Source organism: Klebsiella africana, assembly GCF_020526085.1.
GTDB lineage: Bacteria > Pseudomonadota > Gammaproteobacteria > Enterobacterales > Enterobacteriaceae > Klebsiella > Klebsiella africana.
Genome location: NZ_CP084874.1, coordinates 4781586 through 4801285, shown reverse-complemented (window position 1 = coordinate 4801285; position 19700 = coordinate 4781586). Strand labels below are relative to the sequence as shown.

The window sequence follows — 19700 nt, the reverse complement described above, 5'->3', positions numbered from 1 at the left end:
ATATCTCCGGTTGATAATTGGATGGATAATTTATACCCGATATGACAGCGGATAAATATGGCTTAATGATGAGCTGCGTTTTAAGATAAATCTGTAAAATCGCCTTAATTAACACGGTGATGTTGAACGGGGTTTTGTTAACTGACTGAAATAGATAAAAAATAATGCTGGGTGAAATTTTGTTTCAAAAATGACCTGGAACATATATAGGGGAAGGGATAAGCGTTTTTTGCGGATATTTAAGATGATTTCTGACAAAAATTCTCAATAGCAAAAAAAGCATCTTTTCTGTGGGATTTTTTTATTTATAATTAATCCGTTTATTTTCTATCAGCACCTAAGGAGGTTTTTCTCAGCCTGATTCAGATGCCGCGCTAATGATAAATCACAGCTCTCGTTATTTTCACCGCCATGCGAAGCGTTCCATAGGGCGAAGGATACGTCTGGTTGACGAGAATTTGTTGATTAAATGTAAAAGGGACGATTTGTGGCAACTTCAATGATATTGGTTACCCAGGATTACTATCTTTTTCAAGGTGTTAAGAATTTCTTTCCTGATATCATTCAGTTAGATTCTAGCGGAAAAACGAGTTTAGATAATGAGGTTGATGAAGTCTCTCTGCTGGTTGATAGCCGCGCGCCGCTTTGTCATTACGATTACCTGGTGATGGAGGTAGCACAGTCCCGAAAGCGAATATGCTGTATTGTCCTCGATATGCGCCATCGGGAAGAGCATTTACTCAGTCTGAAGTCGTTTTTAAACATGTCATTATCACCTGCGGATATGGCGACATTATTTGGTCTTTTTCTGGAAATGAAGAGCAAACGACTGACCAAAGAGTGGTTTGACGATCTGCGCTTAAGTATGACCGAGCAGTTGATGCTGCGTTTGCTTTGGACAGGAATGACAATGGAGGAAGTGGCGGTGAATCTGAATACGTCGGTAAAAAGCCTTTACCGCAAGCGCACCGCACTTTATGAACGGCTGGGATTAGATAATTTTAATGAAGCCTGCTTATTTATCTTTAGAAATAAACTGCTGGAGCAGGCCGGTGCATCCCCTTAAGGCTTTGCTGTACAGGGAATGGATAACATCGCAAGGTATTTGATGACGAAAATATAATAAATTAAATGGCTATTGATAGGTATAACCGTCGTTACCATTCGGTATCACTGGCTACGTCGGCATATAATTTCGGAGCTCTTTGGAAGTAATTACCGCCAATGCGGTTTGCTATGCACAGCGATTATTATAATGAATATATTCCTTGCGCCGCACAGGAATAGTTTTGTCATAAATTAACTCTATCATGGTATTCCGGATCATGCGCCGGAATACCATGAAATTTCGTGAAAGCATCAGAGGAGCGAGGTGGATGAGAATAAGGGACAGTATTGCTGAACGGTTAGAGGCGTGCGGGCTCTACCGCCGGGCGGCATCAAGATGGATAGAGGTGATGCAGCGCTGTCTGGACGATGATGACAGAGAATGGATCCGTCACCATCGCAATCAGTGTCTGAAAAAGGCGCAACGTCCGCCGACGCCGAAAGAGGCGTTTGCCGATCTCCACCAGGCGGCCAAAGAGACGCAGTATCGCATGGGCATTGCGAAGCCCTATGGCGAAGCATTCAGGCTGCCCGGCAAAGGGAAGACGGCCGCCGAGTAATCCCTTTCTTTATGGCGTTTGCCTGACGGCTTCGCCTTATCCGGCCTACGAGTCCTCTGCTGGTTCAAACAGCGTAGGCCCGCGCAAGCGCAGCGCCGCCGGGCGATACACATCAGACGCCGTACCTGTGTTGTGCCGGATGGCGGCATAAATGCCTTATCCGGCCTACGGGTCCTCCACAGGTTCAAATAGCGCAGGCCCGCGCAAGCGCAGCGCCGCCGGGCGATACATATTAGACGCCGTACCCGTGGTTGTGCCGGATGGCGGCATAAATGCCTTATCCGGCCTACGGGTCCTCTGCTGGTTCAAACAGCGTAGGCCCGCGCAAGCGCAGCGCCGCCGGGCGATACACATCAGACACCGTACCCGCGGTTGTGCCGGATGGCGGCATAAATGCCTTATCCGGCCTACGGGTCCTCCACAGGTTCAAACAGCGTAGGCCCGCGCAAGCGCAGCGCCGCCGGGCGATACATATTAGACGCCGTACCCGTGGTTGTGCCGGATGGCGGCATAAATGCCTTATCCGGCCTACGGGTCCTCTGCTGGTTCAAACAGCGTAGGCCCGCGCAAGCGCAGCGCCGCCGGGCAGGGGATCATAGAGTGGAGTTCGATGAAGAGTCCGGATGCAGAAAAGCAAAAACCCAGCCATAGGCTGGGTTCTCTAAATAAGTGGTGCCCGGACTCGGAATCGAACCAAGGACACGGGGATTTTCAATCCCCTGCTCTACCGACTGAGCTATCCGGGCAACGGGGCGCATTAAACCGTAATCCGCCCACCCCGTCAACCAAATTTCTTAAATTACTTGTCGATTGCTTATCTTTGCGGCAATTCCGTGTTCAAAGGCGCGTTTTGGCTTAACTTCACTGCATGCCGTTATCGCCCTCGCGGGTTTTCCAGCCGCTGGTAATGGCGATAACGTGGCGTAGTCCGGAGATGAGATAATCACCAATGACCTCCTCGTCCTCTCGCGGCGAGCTCAGCGTAATTTCCGCATCCACGCCGTGGCGATAGGCGCCATGGTGGCTGAAAATGGTGCCGATATAACATTTCCCGTTCAGCCAGACTGGAATATAGGCCACCGTCTCATAGATATAGTTAACGGCGACGCCGCTGTAGTAGTTATCCGCCTCGTCAGCGGAGGTGCCCGGCGGGATGGGGCAGATCGGCGCGTCGTTGTCGCTGGCGGGTCTGTCTTTCAACAGGCTGCCCTGCATGACCTCCAGCGAGCGCAGCAGGTCCGCTTTATCGCCGTCGCTCAGGCTGGGGGTCAGCGGCTGGTCTTTCTCCGGCGAACGGATGCTGTTCAGCGTATAGCGATAGCGAACCGTCACCGCGGGCGTCTGGCTGGTGGTGCTGAACGGACGCAGCAGGTAAAGGTTATCTTCGCCAAACTGGCCGTTGTACCACAGGGCATACACTTGACCGTTGATTTTGACCCAGTGGTTCCACTGGTTAGCCCCGCGGCCATTAATGGAAAAGAGGGCACCGGGCACTCCGGCATCGAAATCATCACCGTTATCACTGTCGCTGCCGTTGACGGCGGCAAAATCATCATCACCTCGCTTGAGCACCCCGGTGTAGCTGAAGAGCCCGGTGCCGCCCACGTAGCTGTCGATGATCAGATCGCGTTTGCCGTCGCCGTCGAGATCGATAAGCGTGAAGCTGACTTTGCCGTTTTCTGAATCCGCGCTGATCGCGGAGCGCAGAAACGCCTGCCACTCATCATCGCTGATATCCGGAGACGGTTTACTGGTCGTGACCAGCGTATCGTCGGCGTAAGTGAGCGTGAAGTCGGTAATATGGCCGGTTAACGGAAACTGCTCGGCGATCTTATTCAGCGACAATTCTGGATCGCTTTTTTGCGCTTTCAACACTGCGTTATACAGCGTGCGCAGAGCCAGGTTATCCGCCTCTTTCTGCTGTCTGGGGATCACCTGGCTGACAAAGGTCGGCAGCATCCAGGTGCCACCCGGGGTGATTTCCCGGCACATACCAGTGCTGTACTTCAGACTGGGGGTAAAAGTTTTACCATCCCAGACGCGCGTCTCGCCGGTTACGCAGTCGGCCATGCCCCGTTCTTTGTGCAAAAAAACGATAGTGCCGTTGGCGTAGCTGGAGGCCTCGGTAGTGAGCAGCCGCGGTTTGCTCAACTGGGCGTTATCGACCAGCCACAGGGCATAGCCGTCGTTATAGGGCGCTCGCCAGCAGAGCGCCTGCACCAGAGAATGGGTTTTATCCAGCGCGGTCAGCGTGATCTGGCGATCTGCCGCCGGGATGGCCTGGTTCTGCCAGTCGTCGCAGCGCTGGTTCAGCAGCGGCGTCAGGGTGGGCAGCAGTTTCTGGCGCTGAAGCATACTCAACGGCACTGGCTGCGCGTTATGGAGAACCGGGGCGGCGATAATTTCCGGGGCGGGAGTGGCTGGTAAAATAGCATCGTCGCCGGCATCGCCTTTATCCAGCAGCGCGTCGGCGGTGCTTGTGCGTCGCTGAAAAGCATCCATTTTACCCAGCACCTCGCGGCTGCCAGCGCTGGAAAGCGGCAAGTGCTGGCCGTTAAGGGTGAATTCGATTTTGCGCTGATTCGTTAACGCCTGCAGCAGGGCGGTAGTCTGATCGCTGTCGAGGAGAAAGTGGCTGTCATCGACAGCGTCCAGCGCGCCGAGATCCCGATCGTCGATCAGCAGGCTGGCGGTGGAGTCGGCGGGGATATCGTGCTCGATTTGCGCAAAGGTGACCGTGGCGGCGAGATGCTGTTCACTGCCCGCATTGCGGGTTAACAGCACGCTGACCTCGCCCATGCGGACACCATAGCCTGCTGCCCGGCAGGTGCCGGTATTATCGCAGGCGAGCTCCCAGTCGTTTTGTGCAAAGGAAAAACCTTGCAGGGGAGCCGCCAGCAGGGGCGTAGAGCAGAGGCCCAGCCAGGCAGCCCAGAAGAACGCGCGCATATCAATCCCTGTCAGCAATCAGTGAGGGGGAAATTATAGGCGCGACGTGACGGTTAGGATATCAGAATCAGGTTAAGGCGCCGCCCATACGGCACTGGGCGAAGCGCAGAATATCTTCAGCCAGCCTCCGTGCGGTATCCACATCCGTCTGGCTACGTTTGACCAGCAGACGGCTCAGGCAGCCCTCGACAATCAGCTCCATCTGCTTGGCGACCATTTCCGGGTCATCCACTTCCAGCTGAGTTAGCAGCTCGTGAGTATAGGCAAGCGAAGCCTGCTTCTGCTGTTCCGCCAGCTGATGAATCGGGTGCTGAGGATCCGGGTAGAAGGTGCAGGCGGCGATAAACAGGCAGCCCGGGTACCGCTGGTTGCTGACGCAGGTGGTAAGCGCGGCATAGCGTGCCAGCAGCTTTTGCTCTGCGCTTAAGTTTTCGTCCAGCAGGAGCTGACGACGCCAGGCATCCACCTGCTGGCTCAGATAGCGAAGCGCGTCGTACAGCAACGCTTCGCGGTCAGGCCAGAAGCGTTTCAGGTCGCTCGTCGGGCAGGACACGCGCTCAGCGACCATCTCCAGCGACGTGTTGGCGATACCTTCAATTTCAAGAATTTTAATGGCTTCTGCCAGGACGTCTTCACGTAGCACGGTGTTCTCCTCCATCTTTCCTCCTAAAGTGTCGCTCACGCTTGCCAATCGCGCAAATGGGCGCTGAATGCCGCGCCATCCATAAAGCCGGTGACTCGCCGCTCAGGCTGTTCCTGACCCTCAGCGTTGAAGAACAGAATCGTCGGCAGACCCAACACCTGCAGGTGCTTCAGCAGCGCAACGTCTTGCGGGCTGTTCTTCGTCACATCAACCTGTAATAACACGGTGCCTTTCAGTGCCTGCTGCACGTCAGGTGAACTAAAGGTGTATTTTTCAAACTCTTTGCAGGCTACGCACCAGTCGGCGTAGAGATCGAGCATCACCGGCTGGCCTTTTGCCTGCGCCAGCGCCTGGTTAAGCTCGGCCACCGAGCTGACGCGGGTGAAGGCCAGATGCGCCTGTTGCTCGACTGCCGGGGCGCCAAACGCCCAGTCCTGCAGAGGCCGCGCGCTGACCAGCGCGGCGGCAAGAAGAATGATCTGTACCAGCCGCATCCACGGCCGGGTAGCGCCCAGCGAGGTGATAAACGCCCAGCTGAAGAAGGCGACACCGAGCATTGACCACAGCCGTAATCCCCACTGCTCGCCGAGGATGCGTTCCAGCAGGAAGACGGGCAGGGCAAGGATCACAAACCCGAAGGCGGTTTTCACATGGCTCATCCACGGGCCGCTCTTCGGCAGCAGGCGATTGCCAAACACGGTCACAAGGATCAACGGCAGACCCATGCCCAGCGCGTAAAGGTACAGCGTGCCGCCGCCCAGCCACAGATTACCGCTCTGGGCGATATACAACAGAATGGCGCTTAGCGGCGCGGTGGTGCAGGGGGAGCAGATCAGCCCGGCAATAGCGCCCATCGCAAAGACCCCGCCGGGCGAGCCCCCCTGGCGCTTATTGCTGAGCAGCGTCAGCCGGGTCTGGAGCGACGACGGCAGCTGCAGCGTGAACAAGCCGAACATGGAGAGCGCCAGCAGTATAAAGACCGCCGACAGGCCCACCAGGACATACGGGTGCTGCAGGGCCGCCTGGAACTGTAGCCCTGCGGCGGCTACCACCAGCCCCAGCGCGGTATAGGTCAGGGCCATCCCCTGAACATAGATAAAGGCCAGCAGCAGGGCGCGCGCTGTGGAAAGCCGCTGTTTTCCGCCCAGCACGATGCCCGAAATCAGCGGGTACATCGGCAGCACGCAAGGGGTGAAGGCGATACCAATGCCAATCAGCAGCGCCCACAGGGCGGTGAAGGGCAGACGAGCGGGGGCCTCCGCTGGCGGCGCCATGGCAGGCGCCTGCGGCACGGCGTTCTCCTCCATCGGGCGCGGCTCGACCGGCAGCGGCGGATTGAAGACCGGACGATTGGTCGGCGACGACACGGGCACGGCGGCGGTTGACTGAGCATCGCTCGAGGCCGCCAGCACGGCGCTCAGCGGGATCACTTTAGTCTCCGGCGGATAACAGAATCCGGCATCGGCGCAGCCCTGCCAGGTGACGGTGAGAGTAGCCTCTTTGTCCGCCTCCTTCACCGTCACTGGCACGGTCAGGCGCTGGCGAAAGATCTCGCTTTTGCCGTAAAACTCATCTTCATGCCACTCTCCCGCTGGCAGTGCCGGTTCGTCGATCGTTGCGCCAGCGGCGCTGAAGGTAAATTGTTGACGATAAAGATAATAACCATCCTTGATTTGCCAGGTCAGGTTGACGTCATGCTGTTGCTGCTGAAAGTCAAAGGCGAAAGCTTGATCAGCAGGCACGAAGTTCGAGCGTCCCGGCGCGTCGAATAACCCGGCGGTGGCTGACGCGCTGCACAGCAGCAGAATCAGCGTAATGATGCGGTAAGCCATGAGAGGTAATCGTTGTCTCCATGAATGACGGGCAGAACCAACAGTTCAGGGGTTTGATACGGGTGATGAGCTTTCAGGCAATCCAACAGCGCCTGCTGATGGGCAAGGTCAGTTTTGAGCAGCATCTGAACTTCATACTCCTGCTCCAGCTTTCCTTCCCAGTAATACAGCGAAGTGGCGCCAGGCAGCAGCGTGGCGCAGGCTGCCAGCTTTTCCGCCAGCGCTTTTGCCGCCAGATCCTGGGCGGTCGCTTCGTCCGGCGCGGTACAGAGCACAACAACAGCATCAGGCGTAGTCATCATGAACCTCGTATCAGCGAAAAGAGGCACTATAACACGCAAGATGCGGGGATATTAGCGTAACGAGCGGGGAAAGTGAGGGCAACGGAAGGCGGGCCCGTAGTGGGCCCGCCGCCAGCGGTATTTACAGCATAATCCCGCCAAAGATAAAGCCGAGGATCACGCACAGCGTGATAGCGATAACGCCGGGGATCAGGAAGGCGTGGTTAAAGACATATTTGCCAATACGCGTCGAGCCGGTATCGTCCATTTCTACCGCCGCCAGCAGGGTCGGGTAGGTTGGCAGGACGAACAGCGCGGAGACGGCGGCAAACGAGGCAATCGCCGTCAGCGGGCTGACGCCCAGCAGCAGCGCGGCGGGCATCAGGGCTTTGGTAGTGGCCGCCTGCGAGTAGAGCAGCGTGGCGGCGAAGAATAACACCACCGCCAGCAGCCACGGATAGTTGTGCAGCAGGTCGCCGGCCACGGCCTGGATATCGCTGATGTGCGCTTTAACGAAAGTGTCTCCCAGCCAGGCAACGCCGAGCACGCAGACGCAGGCGCTCATGCCGGACTTAAAAGTGCTGGCGTTGAGCACTTCACCGGTGTCGATTTTGCAGGTGATGCTAATCAGGGTGGCGATGGTCAGCATAAACACCACGATCGCCTCGTTACGCGGCAGCACCGGGTTCTTGATCAGGCCGACGGTATCGCTGATGGCCGTGGCGTAGAACATCACCGCCACGATGCCGATCAAAAACAGCAGGACGGAACGTTTGGCGTGCGGCTTCAGCTCAAATACCTGGCTGCCGCGCAGTCTGACTTCCCCCTTGGCCAGCCGCTCCTGATAAACCGGGTCATCTTTCAGTTCACAGCCGAGAAAGTTGCAGACGATGGCGGTGAGCATCACCGCCAGCAGGGTGACGGGAATACAGATGGCCAGCAGCATCAGGTAGCTGACGCCCAGCGGCTCAAGGAGCCCGGCAAAGAACACCACCGCCGCGGAGATAGGCGAGGCGGTGATCGCTATCTGGGAGGCCACCACCGCAATCGACAGCGGACGAGATGGACGAATACCTTGCTCTTTGGCCACTTCGGTGATCACCGGCAACGTGGAGAAGGCGGTATGGCCGGTGCCGGCGAGCACGGTCATAAACCAGGTCACCAGCGGGGCAAGGAAGGTAATGTACTTCGGGTGGCGACGCAGCATGCGTTCGGCGAGGCTAACCAGATAATCCATCCCGCCGGCGACCTGCATGGCGGCGATAGCGGCAATCACCGCCATAATGATTTCAATAACGTCGAAGGGGATTGCGCCCGGTTTAATTTGGAAAATAAGCGTCAGGACAAGGACGCCAAGGCCACCGGCAAAGCCGATACCGATGCCGCCGAGCCTGGCGCCGAGATAAATCGCCAGCAGGACAATAACCAGTTCTGCACCAAACATATATGCCTTCCTTGTTTTTTAACAAGTTGATATTGAATTGTTGTATTTTAGTAAAACTAAAAAGCAAAAAAGGCATGTCATCGCTGACATGCCTTTGAATGACTAGCCTGAAAGATTACTGTTCGCTTTCATCGGTATAACGCTTTGCTTTATAAGCGGGATGCATCAGGTTTTGCGCGGAGAAAATATCATCCAGCTCCGCCGCCGTCAGCAGTCCGCGCTCCAGCACCACTTCCCGTACGCTCTTGCCGGTTTCGGCACAGATCTTGCCGACGATATCGCCATTGTGGTGGCCAATAAACGGGTTGAGGTAGGTGACGATGCCGATGGAGTTATACACGTAGCCTTCACATACCGCTTTATTGGCGGTGATGCCGTTAACGCATTTCTCCAGCAGGTTGTAGCAGGCGTTGGTAAGGATATGAATGGACTCGAACATCGCCTGGCCGATGACCGGCTCCATCACGTTCAGCTGCAGCTGGCCGGCTTCGGAGGCCATGGTCACAGTGGTATCGTTGCCGATAACTTTGAAGCAGACCTGGTTGACCACCTCCGGCACCACCGGGTTAACCTTGGCCGGCATAATAGAAGAGCCAGCCTGCAGCTCAGGCAGGTTGATTTCGTTAAGGCCCGCGCGCGGTCCGGAAGAGAGCAGACGCAGGTCGTTACAGATCTTGGACAGTTTCACCGCCAGGCGTTTCAGCGAGCTATGAACCATAACGTACGCCCCGCAGTCCGAGGTGGCTTCAATCAGGTCTTCTGCCGGGACGACCGGTAAGTTGCTCACTTCCGCCAGCTTCTGCACCGCCAGCTGTTGATAGCCGTCCGGGGTGTTGAGGCGAGTACCAATGGCGGTTGCGCCGAGGTTCACCTCCAGCAGTAATTCCGCAGTGCGCAGAATGCTTTTGGTCTCTTCATTAAGCAGCACATTGAAGGCATGGAACTCCTGGCCGAGGGTCATCGGCACGGCATCCTGCAGCTGAGTGCGGCCCATTTTGAGGATGTCCTGGAACTCCACGGCTTTCGCCTGGAAGCCCTCGCCCAGCTGTTTAATCGCATCGATTAACTTAAGGATGGAGGCATACACCGCAATGCGGAACCCGGTGGGGTAGGCATCGTTGGTGGACTGACATTTGTTGACGTGATCGTTTGGGTTTAGGTACTGATATTCGCCTTTCTGGTGGCCCATCAGCTCAAGGCCGATGTTTGCCAGGACTTCGTTGGTGTTCATATTTACGGAGGTGCCGGCCCCGCCCTGGAAGACATCGACCGGGAACTGGTCCATGCATTTGCCGTTGTTCAGGACTTCGTCACAGGCGGCGATAATCGCATTTGCCGCGCTTTTGGGAATGGTCTGCAGCTCCTTGTTCGCCAGCGCCGCGGCTTTCTTCACCATCACCATGCCGCGCACGAATTCTGGTATGTCGCTGATTTTGCTGTTGCTAATGTAGAAGTTTTCAATCGCTCGCAGAGTATGAACGCCGTAGTAAGCGTCCGCGGGAACTTCCCTGGTGCCCAACAGATCTTCTTCGATACGAATGTTGTTTAACATGTGAACCTTCTTTTCAAGCTGCCAATGAATTCACCAAATACACAGAATATCCAGGATTCAGTATATTTTCTGGCCGACGATTATTTCCTTAACCGGCCCGGTGCCCAAGATCATATGCTGATGATAGCGAATATCAGTAAGCTTGATCACTTATTACATCGCGGGTATGTGAAGATTTATTAATCTGTGAAATGAATCACCGCTTTTCTATTCCTGATAAAAATAAGCATTTCCGCTGATTGAAAATTCGCGCAGTACCCCCATCTTAGTGGGATGCGATCAGCAAATTGATGATTACGGGCGCTGAACGCAGCGTCCGTCGATGAAGGAGACGCCAGTGCGTTGGATTCCGTTTATTGCCTTTTTTCTTTACGTTTACATTGAGATATCGATCTTTATCCAGGTCGCGCACGTGCTGGGCGTCTTTATGACGCTGATTCTGGTGATCTTTAGCTCAGTGGTAGGGATGTCGCTGGTGCGTAACCAGGGCTTCAAAAACTTCCTGCTGATGCAGCAGAAGATGGCCGCGGGCGAGAGCCCGGCGGCGGAGATGATCAAGAGCGTATCGCTGATTATCGCTGGTCTGCTGCTGTTGCTCCCGGGATTCTTTACCGACTTCCTCGGCCTGCTGCTGCTTCTGCCGCCGGTGCAAAAGCACCTGACGATGAAGCTGATGCCGCATCTGCGCTTCAGTCGAATGCCGGGCGGCGGCTTTAGCGCCGGAACTGGCGGCGGAGATACCTTCGAAGGGGAGTTCCAGCGCAAGGATGAGCAGCACGACCGTCTGGACCATAAGGACGATCGCCGCGATTAACATCCCCCCGGCCCGGTCAGCAGATGCGTCCGGGCCGCTTTCTTTCCTGGTCTATATGCTTCCCGTCGCCAGCTTGCGCCTCGGTAAAAACAGCCACAGCACCGCGAGCATGATCAGCGCGTACAGACTTTTCCAGCCGACCATCGCCAGCAGCAGCAGGCAGAGAATACTGCCCACCACCGCCAATAGCCGATAGCGTCCGCGCAGCAAACGACAGCCCGCCAGCATGCACAGCAGATAGATCATGATGAAAATCCCATTGGCGTAAACGATCAGCGCGTCCAGATTGATATCGAGCAGATAGATACACAAGGTACTCACCACGCAGGAGCCCAGCACGGCGTTAAGGGCGTTGCGCGGGATCTGCCGCGGCGACAGGCGGGCAAGGTAGCTTTCTGGCTTATGTTGTGCCTGTGACCAGACCAGGCGGGCGAAGCTTTGAATATAGATGTTGAGGCTGGCGAAACAGGCGAGATAGCCGATGACGCAGGCCACCCACAGCGCTTCAACGCCGAACAGCCGGACCACGATATTCGGTAATGACGCCGCCGCCGCCATCTCCTCGCCAAAGGCGTGGAAGTGCAGCACCAGCACGGTACAGGCCCAGTAGACCGAGCCGGCAAGCAGCAGGCCTATCATCAGCGCCCTGGGGAAATCACGCTCGGGATGTTTAAACTCCGAGGCGAGGTGCGCGAAGGCTTCCAGACCGACAAAGCACCAGAACATCACCGACAGCGCCGAAAAGAGCTGCCCGCGGTCAATCTCCGCCGGGGCCGGGAAGGGGATCTGCGCCGGGCTTATTCCACCGCGCCACCAGACGGCGACGATCAGCGCCACAATCAGTATGGCAACCAGCGTCTGCAGGTTGGCGCTGGAGCTGGCGCCACGCGAACCGACCCACCAGACGATGGCCAGGGTGCCCAGCTCTGCCAGCAGCAGCTGCGCATCATGCCAGCCGAACAGCGCCTGGCCAAAACCGGTGGCGATGTGCAGAGCGGCGGGGAGTCCGACCGGGATTACCGATAAAAACAGCCAGCCGGTGACGCTGGCCAGACGTGGCCCAAAGGCCATATCGACAAAGTGGGCCACGCCGCCCGCGCTGGGAAAATGGCGGCCCAGCAGGGCGAAGACGATGGCGACCGGGAAAACGAGGAGAATGAGCAGCGGCCATGCCCACAGGCTGTTATCACCAGCGACCAGCGCCGCCAGCGCCGGGACGGCGAAGACGCCGGTACCCAGCAATGAGGTGGAAAGCAACCCAACTCCCTGTCCCAGCCCTAACTCCTGTTTTAAACCACTCATGATTCAATCCTGCGCCAGTGAAAAAAAAGAGAGTATCACAATCGCTTTTCCTTATGACCGATTGCCTGGCCTGGCCGCTTTTTGTGCGCCAGCGCAAAGGTAAAAATTTTTTTTAATTTTGCCCTTGAAGCCGGAAATGGCCATCCCCATCTCTCTCTGCACTAGCCGGTAAACCGCGTTCGGCCCGGCGTCACCCATAACTGATAATGACTTTCTCGAAGGAGAGCTATCAATGAGTATTCGTCCGTTACATGATCGTGTGATCGTCAAACGTAAAGAAGTTGAAACCAAATCTGCGGGCGGCATCGTTCTGACCGGTTCTGCAGCAGCTAAGTCAACGCGTGGCGAAATCATCGCTGTCGGTAAAGGCCGCATCCTGGAAAACGGGACCGTGCAGCCGCTGGACGTTAAAGTTGGTGACATCGTGATTTTCAACGATGGCTACGGCGTGAAGACTGAAAAGATCGACAACGAAGAAGTACTGATCATGTCCGAAAGCGACATCCTGGCAATTGTTGAAGCTTAATTCGCACGACCCTGAACGAATTTGAGGAATAAAAGAAATGGCAGCAAAAGACGTAAAATTCGGTAACGACGCTCGTGTAAAAATGCTGCGCGGCGTAAACGTACTGGCAGATGCAGTTAAAGTGACCCTGGGCCCGAAAGGCCGTAACGTGGTTCTGGACAAATCTTTCGGCGCGCCGACCATCACCAAAGATGGTGTTTCCGTTGCACGTGAAATCGAACTGGAAGACAAGTTCGAAAACATGGGCGCGCAGATGGTGAAAGAAGTTGCCTCTAAAGCGAACGACGCAGCAGGCGACGGTACCACCACCGCAACCGTACTGGCTCAGGCTATCGTGAACGAAGGCCTGAAAGCTGTTGCAGCAGGCATGAACCCGATGGATCTGAAACGCGGTATCGACAAAGCAGTCCTGGCTGCAGTTGAAGAGCTGAAAGCGCTGTCCGTTCCGTGCTCTGACTCCAAAGCTATCGCTCAGGTAGGTACCATCTCCGCTAACTCCGACGAAACCGTCGGTAAACTGATCGCGGAAGCGATGGATAAAGTTGGTAAAGAAGGCGTGATCACCGTTGAAGACGGTACCGGTCTGGAAGACGAACTGGACGTAGTTGAAGGTATGCAGTTCGACCGCGGCTACCTGTCTCCATACTTCATCAACAAGCCGGACACCGGTGCCGTTGAGCTGGAAAGCCCGTTCATCCTGCTGGCTGACAAAAAAATCTCCAACATCCGCGAAATGCTGCCGGTTCTGGAAGCCGTAGCGAAAGCAGGCAAACCGCTGGTTATCATCGCTGAAGACGTTGAAGGCGAAGCGCTGGCGACCCTGGTGGTTAACACCATGCGCGGCATCGTTAAAGTGGCTGCGGTGAAAGCTCCGGGCTTCGGCGACCGTCGTAAAGCTATGCTGCAGGACATCGCTACGCTGACTGGCGGTACCGTTATCTCTGAAGAGATCGGTATGGAGCTGGAAAAAGCGACTCTGGAAGACCTGGGCCAGGCGAAACGTGTGGTTATCAACAAAGACACCACCACCATCATCGATGGCGTTGGCGAAGAATCCGCAATCCAGGGCCGTGTTGCTCAGATCCGTAAGCAGATCGAAGAAGCGACTTCCGATTACGATCGTGAAAAACTGCAGGAACGTGTCGCTAAACTGGCTGGCGGCGTGGCAGTGATCAAAGTCGGTGCCGCTACCGAAGTTGAAATGAAAGAGAAAAAAGCACGCGTCGACGACGCCCTGCACGCAACCCGTGCTGCGGTTGAAGAAGGCGTGGTGGCTGGCGGTGGCGTAGCGCTGGTTCGCGTTGCAGCGAAAATCGCTGGCCTGACCGGTCAGAACGAAGATCAGAACGTCGGTATCAAAGTTGCGCTGCGCGCAATGGAAGCACCGCTGCGTCAGATCGTGTCCAACGCCGGTGAAGAGCCGTCTGTTGTGGCAAACAACGTGAAAGCAGGCGACGGTAACTACGGTTACAACGCAGCAACTGAAGAATACGGCAACATGATCGACTTCGGTATCCTGGACCCAACCAAAGTAACCCGTTCTGCACTGCAGTACGCGGCTTCCGTGGCTGGCCTGATGATCACCACCGAGTGCATGGTGACCGACCTGCCGAAAGGCGACGCGCCTGACTTAGGTGCTGCTGGCGGCATGGGCGGCATGGGCGGTATGGGCGGCATGATGTAATCGTGCGCTCTACGGCATAAAAAAGCAGAAACCCCTGGCCAGCAATGGCTGGGGGTTTTTCTTTTGGCGCGCTTTTTAGTATAAGGCTTATACATAAAAATCATTTAAGCTGCATCAGAGCGGCAAGCACCTCCGTTTCGGTAGCGACCTGGTAAGCGCTGCCGGGGAGGGAATGAACGCGGCTCATGCCGACGCAGTTTGAAGGATGATAGATTTACATCCGGGCCAGTGCGTCCAGCTCATCGATCATGGGGAATAACATGCAGGTAAAATATTTAGCAGGGATTGTCGGCGCAGCCTTACTGTTGGCAGGTTGCAGTTCCAGCAATGAATTAACCTCTGCCGGCCAGAATGTGCGCTTCGTGCAGGAGAAGCCCGGCGCAGAGTGTCAGCTGTTAGGGACCGCGACAGGTAAACAGAGCAACTGGCTCTCCGGCCAGAATGGCGATGAGGGTGGTTCCATGCGCGGTGCGGCGAACGCCTTGCGCAACCAGGCGGCAGCCATGGGTGGCAACGTGATCTACGGCGTCAGCAGCCCGACACAAAACCTGTTATCGAGCTTTGTACCTACCGACAGCGAAATGAACGGCCAGGTTTATAAGTGCCCGAACTGATGCGTGACGCCTCTCTCTGTAAGCGCGGAGAGAGGCGTGGTCGCTAGATGAGGATCAGGCGTTAAGCTCTGCTTTCTTTTCAAGGTAGAAGGCGTGCAGGGGACGCAGGCACTCTTCCAGACTGAGCATTCTTCCCGGCTGGGAAGGAATGACAGTACTGAAGATCTGACATGGCGCCAGCTCCGCGTGCATCGCCTTGAGCTTGGGGCTTTTCTCGATAATCCGCGTCACAACGTTATTTTCCAGTTCTGATAAATGCGGGGCGCTGGTTTTGACCACCGCCCCGGAGACAATTTTCTTGCCTTCGTCTGTCTCGCAGCAGTACAGCACGCCCAGATAATGAGAAAATAGGTTTAGCTTCCAGTCTTCCTGAGTGTGTTGCTGGTAGTCAATATTCGGCTGGGTAGTCAAGTCGACAGTGTAGCATATTAAAAAATCCATATTTGAAGTTAAGTACTCAATAACCTCCTGATCGCCGACTGTTTTTAAAGCTTGCTGAATAGCTATTATCAGAGCTTCGACCTGCATATCGTCAATATGTAAAGTGTTAATTTCCCCGCCCTGTAACACTAGAATTAGCGTTGATTGTGTTTCGCCAGCCTTTAGCGTAATAGACATAATACGTCGCTGCGGGGACGGTTGTTGTACTTCTGCCATTTCTACAGTGGGGATATTGGCAACAAGTGTCTCGTTATAAGTGATAAGCTCGTCTTTATAGGCCTCCCCTTCGACTTCATATCGTTGGAGAATTACAACCATTCTGCTCTGCAATATCAGCAGCAGATCGGCAAGTACAGGCGCCTGAAGATAGTAGAGCTGATCAGAGCCCTTTCCCGTCTTGACCTTCAGCAACAACGCTAAAAATCGTTCCTCGAAAGTAATGCCTGCAGTATTAAATCCAATAAACGTTCCTTGCATCGTTTTCTCCTTTTCAAATGAGTGCGAGTGTCTTCGACTGTGAAAGATCGATAACGCGATCGGCGGATGCGATGGTTGATGGCCGATGCGCGACAATAATTCGTGTGACATTTAACGCTGATATAGATTGATTGATAACGGATTCATTTTTTAGGTCGAGATGGCTGGTGGCCTCATCCATAAACAGAATGCTAGGTTTACGGTATAAGGCACGTGCGATCAATATACGTTGCTTTTGCCCCCCAGAGATGCCCAGACCGAGTTCGCCGATAATAGTTTCATAGCCCATCGGCATTTTCATGATTTCATCATGAATATTGCAGCGTTTGGCACACTCCATCACAAAATTAAGGTCGACGTTATCTTCGAAGCCACTAATGTTATCAATAAGCGAGCCGGAAAAAAGACGATCCTCTTGCAGAACGCAGGCGGTACCGTGACGATAGTTATTCAAACCGATCTTGGTGATATCGAGATTATCGACTAACACATCACCACTGGTCGGTGAAAGTAAGCCACACATCACTTTTAAAAGAGTGGTTTTACCGACACCAGAAGGTCCAATTAAAGCAACGGACTCCCCGGGATCCACCGTAATATTTAAATTAGAAAATATTGGCTGAGAAAAAGGGTCATATTGATAAGAAAGATTTTTGACTTCCAGTTTGGCACCTAACTCCGTAGAAAAGACTTCTCGTATAGGAAGCTCTTTTTCAGGTTCACTGAAGACAATCTCTGATAATCGCTCGTTATGCAGAGAGAGCATACGTAGTTGCATAAACAGATCGACCAGGCTGGAGGCGCGCTGTGAAAATTGACCACGATAGGCGTTAAAAGCCATAAACATCCCGAGAGTCATTTCGTTATCAATAACCATAATCGCGCCCAGCCAGAGCACGGCTACTTGATCAATAGCAGTAATGAAGGTATTGATCCCACTAAATAACATATCAAAACGCGTTTGTTTAATACCTGCATTACAGGCCTCGATATTGATATTGAGCCAGTGCTGGGAACGACGTTCTTTTAGGTTCAGTGCCTTGATGGTTGAGATGCCATATAGCGACTCCATAAAATGCGAGCTAGAGCGTGCGCCTTTAATAACCTGTTCTTCAGCAACGCGGCGATAAAATCGGTAGGTTGCAAGACGTATTATTGCATAGCATAGAGTAAAACCAACAACGACCCAGGTCAGCCAGCCGCCATACAGTGTCAGCATCACCAGCAGACCAATAGTCATGATCGAATCAATAATGCCACTGACGATACTATTGGTAAATGTTGAGCGGATAGTATCCAGGGAGGAAAAACGTGACTGAATATCGCCTAAGTGACGTTTTTCGAAGAACGATAGGGGCAGGCTGGCCAGATGGTCGAACAGGGTGGTTTTCCACTGAATATTGGTCAGCGTATTTAGTGTCAACGACGTCCATGCACGCAGCATACTGATGAAGGTGCGAAATAGAGTAAAAAAGACCAGACCGATACAGATTACGGATAGTAGGCTCTGATCGTGAGCTATAATCACATGGTCGGTAACCAGTTGAGTCCCTATTGGCAGCAGTAAGCCAATAGCTTCAACGATCACTGAGAAAGCAAAAATTTTCAGCAGTGCCGACTTTAGACCGACAATATTACGCATCAGATCTAACAGGCGCAGACGGGACTTAGATTTTTCCTGCTGGAAATTATGATCGGGCCAAAGCTCCAGGGCAACACCGGTAAAGTTATTCGACATTTCCTGAACACCAATGACTCGTTTACCCAGCGCGGGATCATGAACGATAAAGCTGCATTTACGTACCTTTGTGAGCGTAACGTAATGGTTCATACCCCAGTGAATAATGCAAGGTAACTTAAGTTGTTTGATCTCATCTAGGTCAAGAGATAAAGCCCGCGCTTTTAATCCAGCACGCTCTGCCGTTTTGCTCAACGACATGAGTGTAACACCCTGCGAAGGGCTGCCATAACGTTGGCGAAAATTGAACAGGTCAATGTCCAGACCATAGTGGCCGCAAACCATGGCCAGGCATGCAATGCCACATTCAGATGCTTCGGACTGTAAAATAATCGGCGCTTTATGCCGGAGCGAGAAATTCAGCTTATCCGTAATTTTTTTAAACAGTTCTTTATTCATCGATCGGACCACTTACGCTTTGTGTCATTTTATAAAAAGGGGTAAACATCCACATATAAAGCGGGCGTTCTTCGAGGAATACAACAGCTTGGGCTTTTAAACCATTAGATAAAGTGAGTGTTTTCCCATTATAACTAAAAGTTTTATCTTTAATTTTAATAATGGCCTTGTAGAGAGCGAGCTCCTGCTGATTCGTACCGTTATTGACGTTAGTATATTCTGACATTTCCTGCCGAGATGCTGGAACGGAAGATATACTTACAATTTTCCCTGGAAACTGACCGAATTTGTCAGATGGAAATGCATCATAGCGAATATTTACCGTATCCCCAGGTTTAACATAAGGGATAGTATTGTTTGGCAACCAAAGGATAAGGTAGTACTCGATATCTCCTGTTGGCTTAATCTGGGCAAGGCTGCTCCCGTTTTCCACCATTTGACCTTTGGTGACGGCTAATGACTCAATTTTTCCGTCAGTAGTCGCTTTTATAATAATATTACCATTAGCGTTTGATTCCACCAGCTGATTTTTATAATCGTTAATTTGGTTATTTTGGCTTGATATTTGATTGTCAAAGTCTGCTGCTTTAGTGACTTTATCGCTATTGGTCTGTGTTAGTTGGGATTCCAGCTGCATCTTTTGGCTTACCAGAGATTGATAGGTGCTTTGTTGCTGGAAATATAATGAATGTTGATAATTATATTGATCTTTGGTAATCATACCATCTTTCAGATATTTATCGTAGCTAGAAAGATTGGTGTGCATTTTTTTTAGACCCGTTTGAGCATTTGTCAGCATACGATTAGTTTCTACCAGTGAGTCTTTGATGGTCTTTATTTGTTTGTCCAGTGCATTGAGAGTTTCAGATTTATTATATGAAAGTTTACTGATAATATCCTGTGCATTGGCTATTTTTTCATTGATGACTTCAATCTGTTCTAAGTTGACATTACCATTAATGGTATTCCGGGAAACATCCAGTTTATAGAGAGTTTGCCCTTTTTTAACAATATCTCCCTCTTTTACGTACTGATTGACAACGAAACCCTGCTGTGGTGCGAAGACATTAACTGAGTGAGGAAGCGTAATAATCTCACCCCGCACATCGATACGTTGAGTAAAAGTGAAAAATATGAGTGAAAGTATAAGTGATACAAGGAATAAGAATGCTAATAGAGTAACCAACCATGCAGGGGCCCCTGATAACAACAATGCCTTTCCTTTCCAGTGGTGCTTTTTATACTCAATGGCTTCTTTTCTAAAAATTTCCGATAGCATACCATTCTTTTCATTTATATTGTCTAGTGAGTAAAGGTCTGGAAGATCCAGACCTTTG

Annotated in this window: 16 protein-coding genes, 1 tRNA gene and 1 pseudogene; 6 read left to right on the top strand and 12 right to left on the bottom strand. The window is 53.1% G+C overall.

The window, feature by feature from the left end; all coding sequences use genetic code 11:
• Nucleotides 1-499 precede the first annotated feature (499 nt).
• A complete protein-coding gene (locus tag LGL98_RS23080; protein WP_136029908.1) occupies nt 500-1066 on the top strand; it encodes a helix-turn-helix transcriptional regulator in 567 nt (188 codons plus the stop codon).
• Here LGL98_RS23080 and LGL98_RS26370 read toward each other — a convergent pair.
• Nucleotides 1067-1174: pseudogene (locus LGL98_RS26370) on the bottom strand (hypothetical protein); the annotation flags it as partial.
• A gap of 136 nt (nt 1175-1310) precedes the next feature.
• Here LGL98_RS26370 and LGL98_RS23075 point away from each other — a divergent pair.
• A complete protein-coding gene (locus LGL98_RS23075) occupies nt 1311-1667 on the top strand; it encodes a PerC family transcriptional regulator (protein ID WP_324197988.1) in 357 nt (118 codons plus the stop codon).
• Nucleotides 1668-2337: 670 nt separating this feature from the next.
• Here LGL98_RS23075 and LGL98_RS23070 read toward each other — a convergent pair.
• The 7 genes from LGL98_RS23070 to aspA all read right to left on the bottom strand — a co-directional run bounded on the left by LGL98_RS23070 (nt 2338) and on the right by aspA (nt 10368).
• Nucleotides 2338-2413: transfer RNA gene (locus LGL98_RS23070), tRNA-Phe, on the bottom strand.
• A 115-nt stretch (nt 2414-2528) separates the two neighbouring features.
• Nucleotides 2529-4616: a DUF1176 domain-containing protein gene (locus LGL98_RS23065; RefSeq protein WP_136029862.1), complete on the bottom strand. Its 2088-nt coding sequence runs from the start codon at nt 4614-4616 to the stop codon at nt 2529-2531.
• Between the two features lie 67 nt (nt 4617-4683).
• The gene (locus LGL98_RS23060; protein WP_136029910.1) at nt 4684-5259 is read right to left on the bottom strand and encodes a transcriptional regulator; all 576 of its coding nucleotides are present in this window, start codon (nt 5257-5259) and stop codon (nt 4684-4686) included.
• A gap of 35 nt (nt 5260-5294) precedes the next feature.
• Nucleotides 5295-7091, bottom strand: coding sequence for a protein-disulfide reductase DsbD (locus LGL98_RS23055; protein ID WP_136029865.1), 1797 nt, complete (start codon nt 7089-7091; stop codon nt 5295-5297).
• Nucleotides 7067-7390 (bottom strand): divalent cation tolerance protein CutA, encoded by a 324-nt coding sequence (gene cutA / locus LGL98_RS23050; RefSeq protein ID WP_136029912.1) that lies wholly within the window; start codon nt 7388-7390, stop codon nt 7067-7069. Before cutA ends, LGL98_RS23055 begins: the two co-directional genes overlap by 25 nt.
• Before the next feature lie 124 nt (nt 7391-7514).
• Entirely contained in the window at nt 7515-8816 is a 1302-nt protein-coding gene (locus tag LGL98_RS23045; RefSeq protein WP_025712592.1) for an anaerobic C4-dicarboxylate transporter, read from the bottom strand.
• Between the two features lie 115 nt (nt 8817-8931).
• Entirely contained in the window at nt 8932-10368 is a 1437-nt protein-coding gene (gene aspA, locus LGL98_RS23040; RefSeq protein ID WP_002885424.1) for an aspartate ammonia-lyase, read from the bottom strand.
• A gap of 337 nt (nt 10369-10705) precedes the next feature.
• On the opposite strand from aspA, the gene LGL98_RS23035 reads away from it, so the two are divergent.
• On the top strand, nt 10706-11182 hold the full coding sequence (locus LGL98_RS23035; protein ID WP_168435217.1) for an FxsA family protein: 477 nt from the start codon (nt 10706-10708) through the stop codon (nt 11180-11182).
• Between the two features lie 51 nt (nt 11183-11233).
• On the opposite strand, the gene yjeH is transcribed toward LGL98_RS23035, so the two are convergent.
• Complete coding sequence (gene yjeH, locus LGL98_RS23030; protein ID WP_136029869.1) at nt 11234-12484, bottom strand: L-methionine/branched-chain amino acid transporter; 1251 nt, start codon at nt 12482-12484, stop codon at nt 11234-11236.
• Nucleotides 12485-12716: 232 nt separating this feature from the next.
• Here yjeH and LGL98_RS23025 point away from each other — a divergent pair, with 232 nt between their 5' ends.
• From LGL98_RS23025 to LGL98_RS23015, 3 genes are all read left to right on the top strand, one after another.
• Entirely contained in the window at nt 12717-13010 is a 294-nt protein-coding gene (locus tag LGL98_RS23025) for a co-chaperone GroES (protein ID WP_004152420.1), read from the top strand.
• Nucleotides 13011-13047: 37 nt separating this feature from the next.
• On the top strand, nt 13048-14694 hold the full coding sequence (gene groL, locus LGL98_RS23020) for a chaperonin GroEL (protein WP_136029871.1): 1647 nt from the start codon (nt 13048-13050) through the stop codon (nt 14692-14694).
• A 260-nt stretch (nt 14695-14954) separates the two neighbouring features.
• Nucleotides 14955-15308 (top strand): DUF4156 domain-containing protein, encoded by a 354-nt coding sequence (locus tag LGL98_RS23015; protein ID WP_004152419.1) that lies wholly within the window; start codon nt 14955-14957, stop codon nt 15306-15308.
• 54 nt (nt 15309-15362) lie between these two features.
• Here the strand turns inward: LGL98_RS23015 and yjeJ are convergent, their stop codons facing one another.
• Genes yjeJ through LGL98_RS23000 form a run of 3 tightly spaced genes read right to left on the bottom strand, consistent with a single transcriptional unit; the run spans nt 15363 to nt 19642 of the window.
• Nucleotides 15363-16226: a YjeJ family protein gene (yjeJ, locus tag LGL98_RS23010; protein WP_136029872.1), complete on the bottom strand. Its 864-nt coding sequence runs from the start codon at nt 16224-16226 to the stop codon at nt 15363-15365.
• A gap of 13 nt (nt 16227-16239) precedes the next feature.
• Nucleotides 16240-18363, bottom strand: a complete 2124-nt coding sequence (locus LGL98_RS23005; RefSeq protein WP_136029874.1) for a peptidase domain-containing ABC transporter — start codon at nt 18361-18363, stop codon at nt 16240-16242.
• Nucleotides 18356-19642: an HlyD family secretion protein gene (locus LGL98_RS23000; RefSeq protein ID WP_136029876.1), complete on the bottom strand. Its 1287-nt coding sequence runs from the start codon at nt 19640-19642 to the stop codon at nt 18356-18358. The genes LGL98_RS23005 and LGL98_RS23000 overlap by 8 nt, the downstream gene beginning before the upstream one ends.
• Nucleotides 19643-19700: the final 58 nt, after the last annotated feature.

Bases quoted from the DNA above. Each gene is read 5' to 3' on its own strand.
- LGL98_RS23025 (WP_004152420.1), top strand. From the start codon at position 12,717: ATGAGTATTCGTCCGTTACATGATCGTGTGATCGTCAAACGTAAAGAA.
- LGL98_RS23045 (WP_025712592.1), bottom strand. From the start codon at position 8,816: ATGTTTGGTGCAGAACTGGTTATTGTCCTGCTGGCGATTTATCTCGGC.
- aspA (WP_002885424.1), bottom strand. From the start codon at position 10,368: ATGTTAAACAACATTCGTATCGAAGAAGATCTGTTGGGCACCAGGGAA.
- LGL98_RS23015 (WP_004152419.1), top strand. From the start codon at position 14,955: ATGCAGGTAAAATATTTAGCAGGGATTGTCGGCGCAGCCTTACTGTTG.
- yjeJ (WP_136029872.1), bottom strand. From the start codon at position 16,226: ATGCAAGGAACGTTTATTGGATTTAATACTGCAGGCATTACTTTCGAG.
- cutA (WP_136029912.1), bottom strand. From the start codon at position 7,390: ATGACTACGCCTGATGCTGTTGTTGTGCTCTGTACCGCGCCGGACGAA.
- groL (WP_136029871.1), top strand. From the start codon at position 13,048: ATGGCAGCAAAAGACGTAAAATTCGGTAACGACGCTCGTGTAAAAATG.
- LGL98_RS23075 (WP_324197988.1), top strand. From the start codon at position 1,311: ATGGTATTCCGGATCATGCGCCGGAATACCATGAAATTTCGTGAAAGC.
- LGL98_RS23080 (WP_136029908.1), top strand. From the start codon at position 500: ATGATATTGGTTACCCAGGATTACTATCTTTTTCAAGGTGTTAAGAAT.
- yjeH (WP_136029869.1), bottom strand. From the start codon at position 12,484: ATGAGTGGTTTAAAACAGGAGTTAGGGCTGGGACAGGGAGTTGGGTTG.
- LGL98_RS23000 (WP_136029876.1), bottom strand. From the start codon at position 19,642: ATGCTATCGGAAATTTTTAGAAAAGAAGCCATTGAGTATAAAAAGCAC.
- LGL98_RS23005 (WP_136029874.1), bottom strand. From the start codon at position 18,363: ATGAATAAAGAACTGTTTAAAAAAATTACGGATAAGCTGAATTTCTCG.
- LGL98_RS23065 (WP_136029862.1), bottom strand. From the start codon at position 4,616: ATGCGCGCGTTCTTCTGGGCTGCCTGGCTGGGCCTCTGCTCTACGCCC.
- LGL98_RS23055 (WP_136029865.1), bottom strand. From the start codon at position 7,091: ATGGCTTACCGCATCATTACGCTGATTCTGCTGCTGTGCAGCGCGTCA.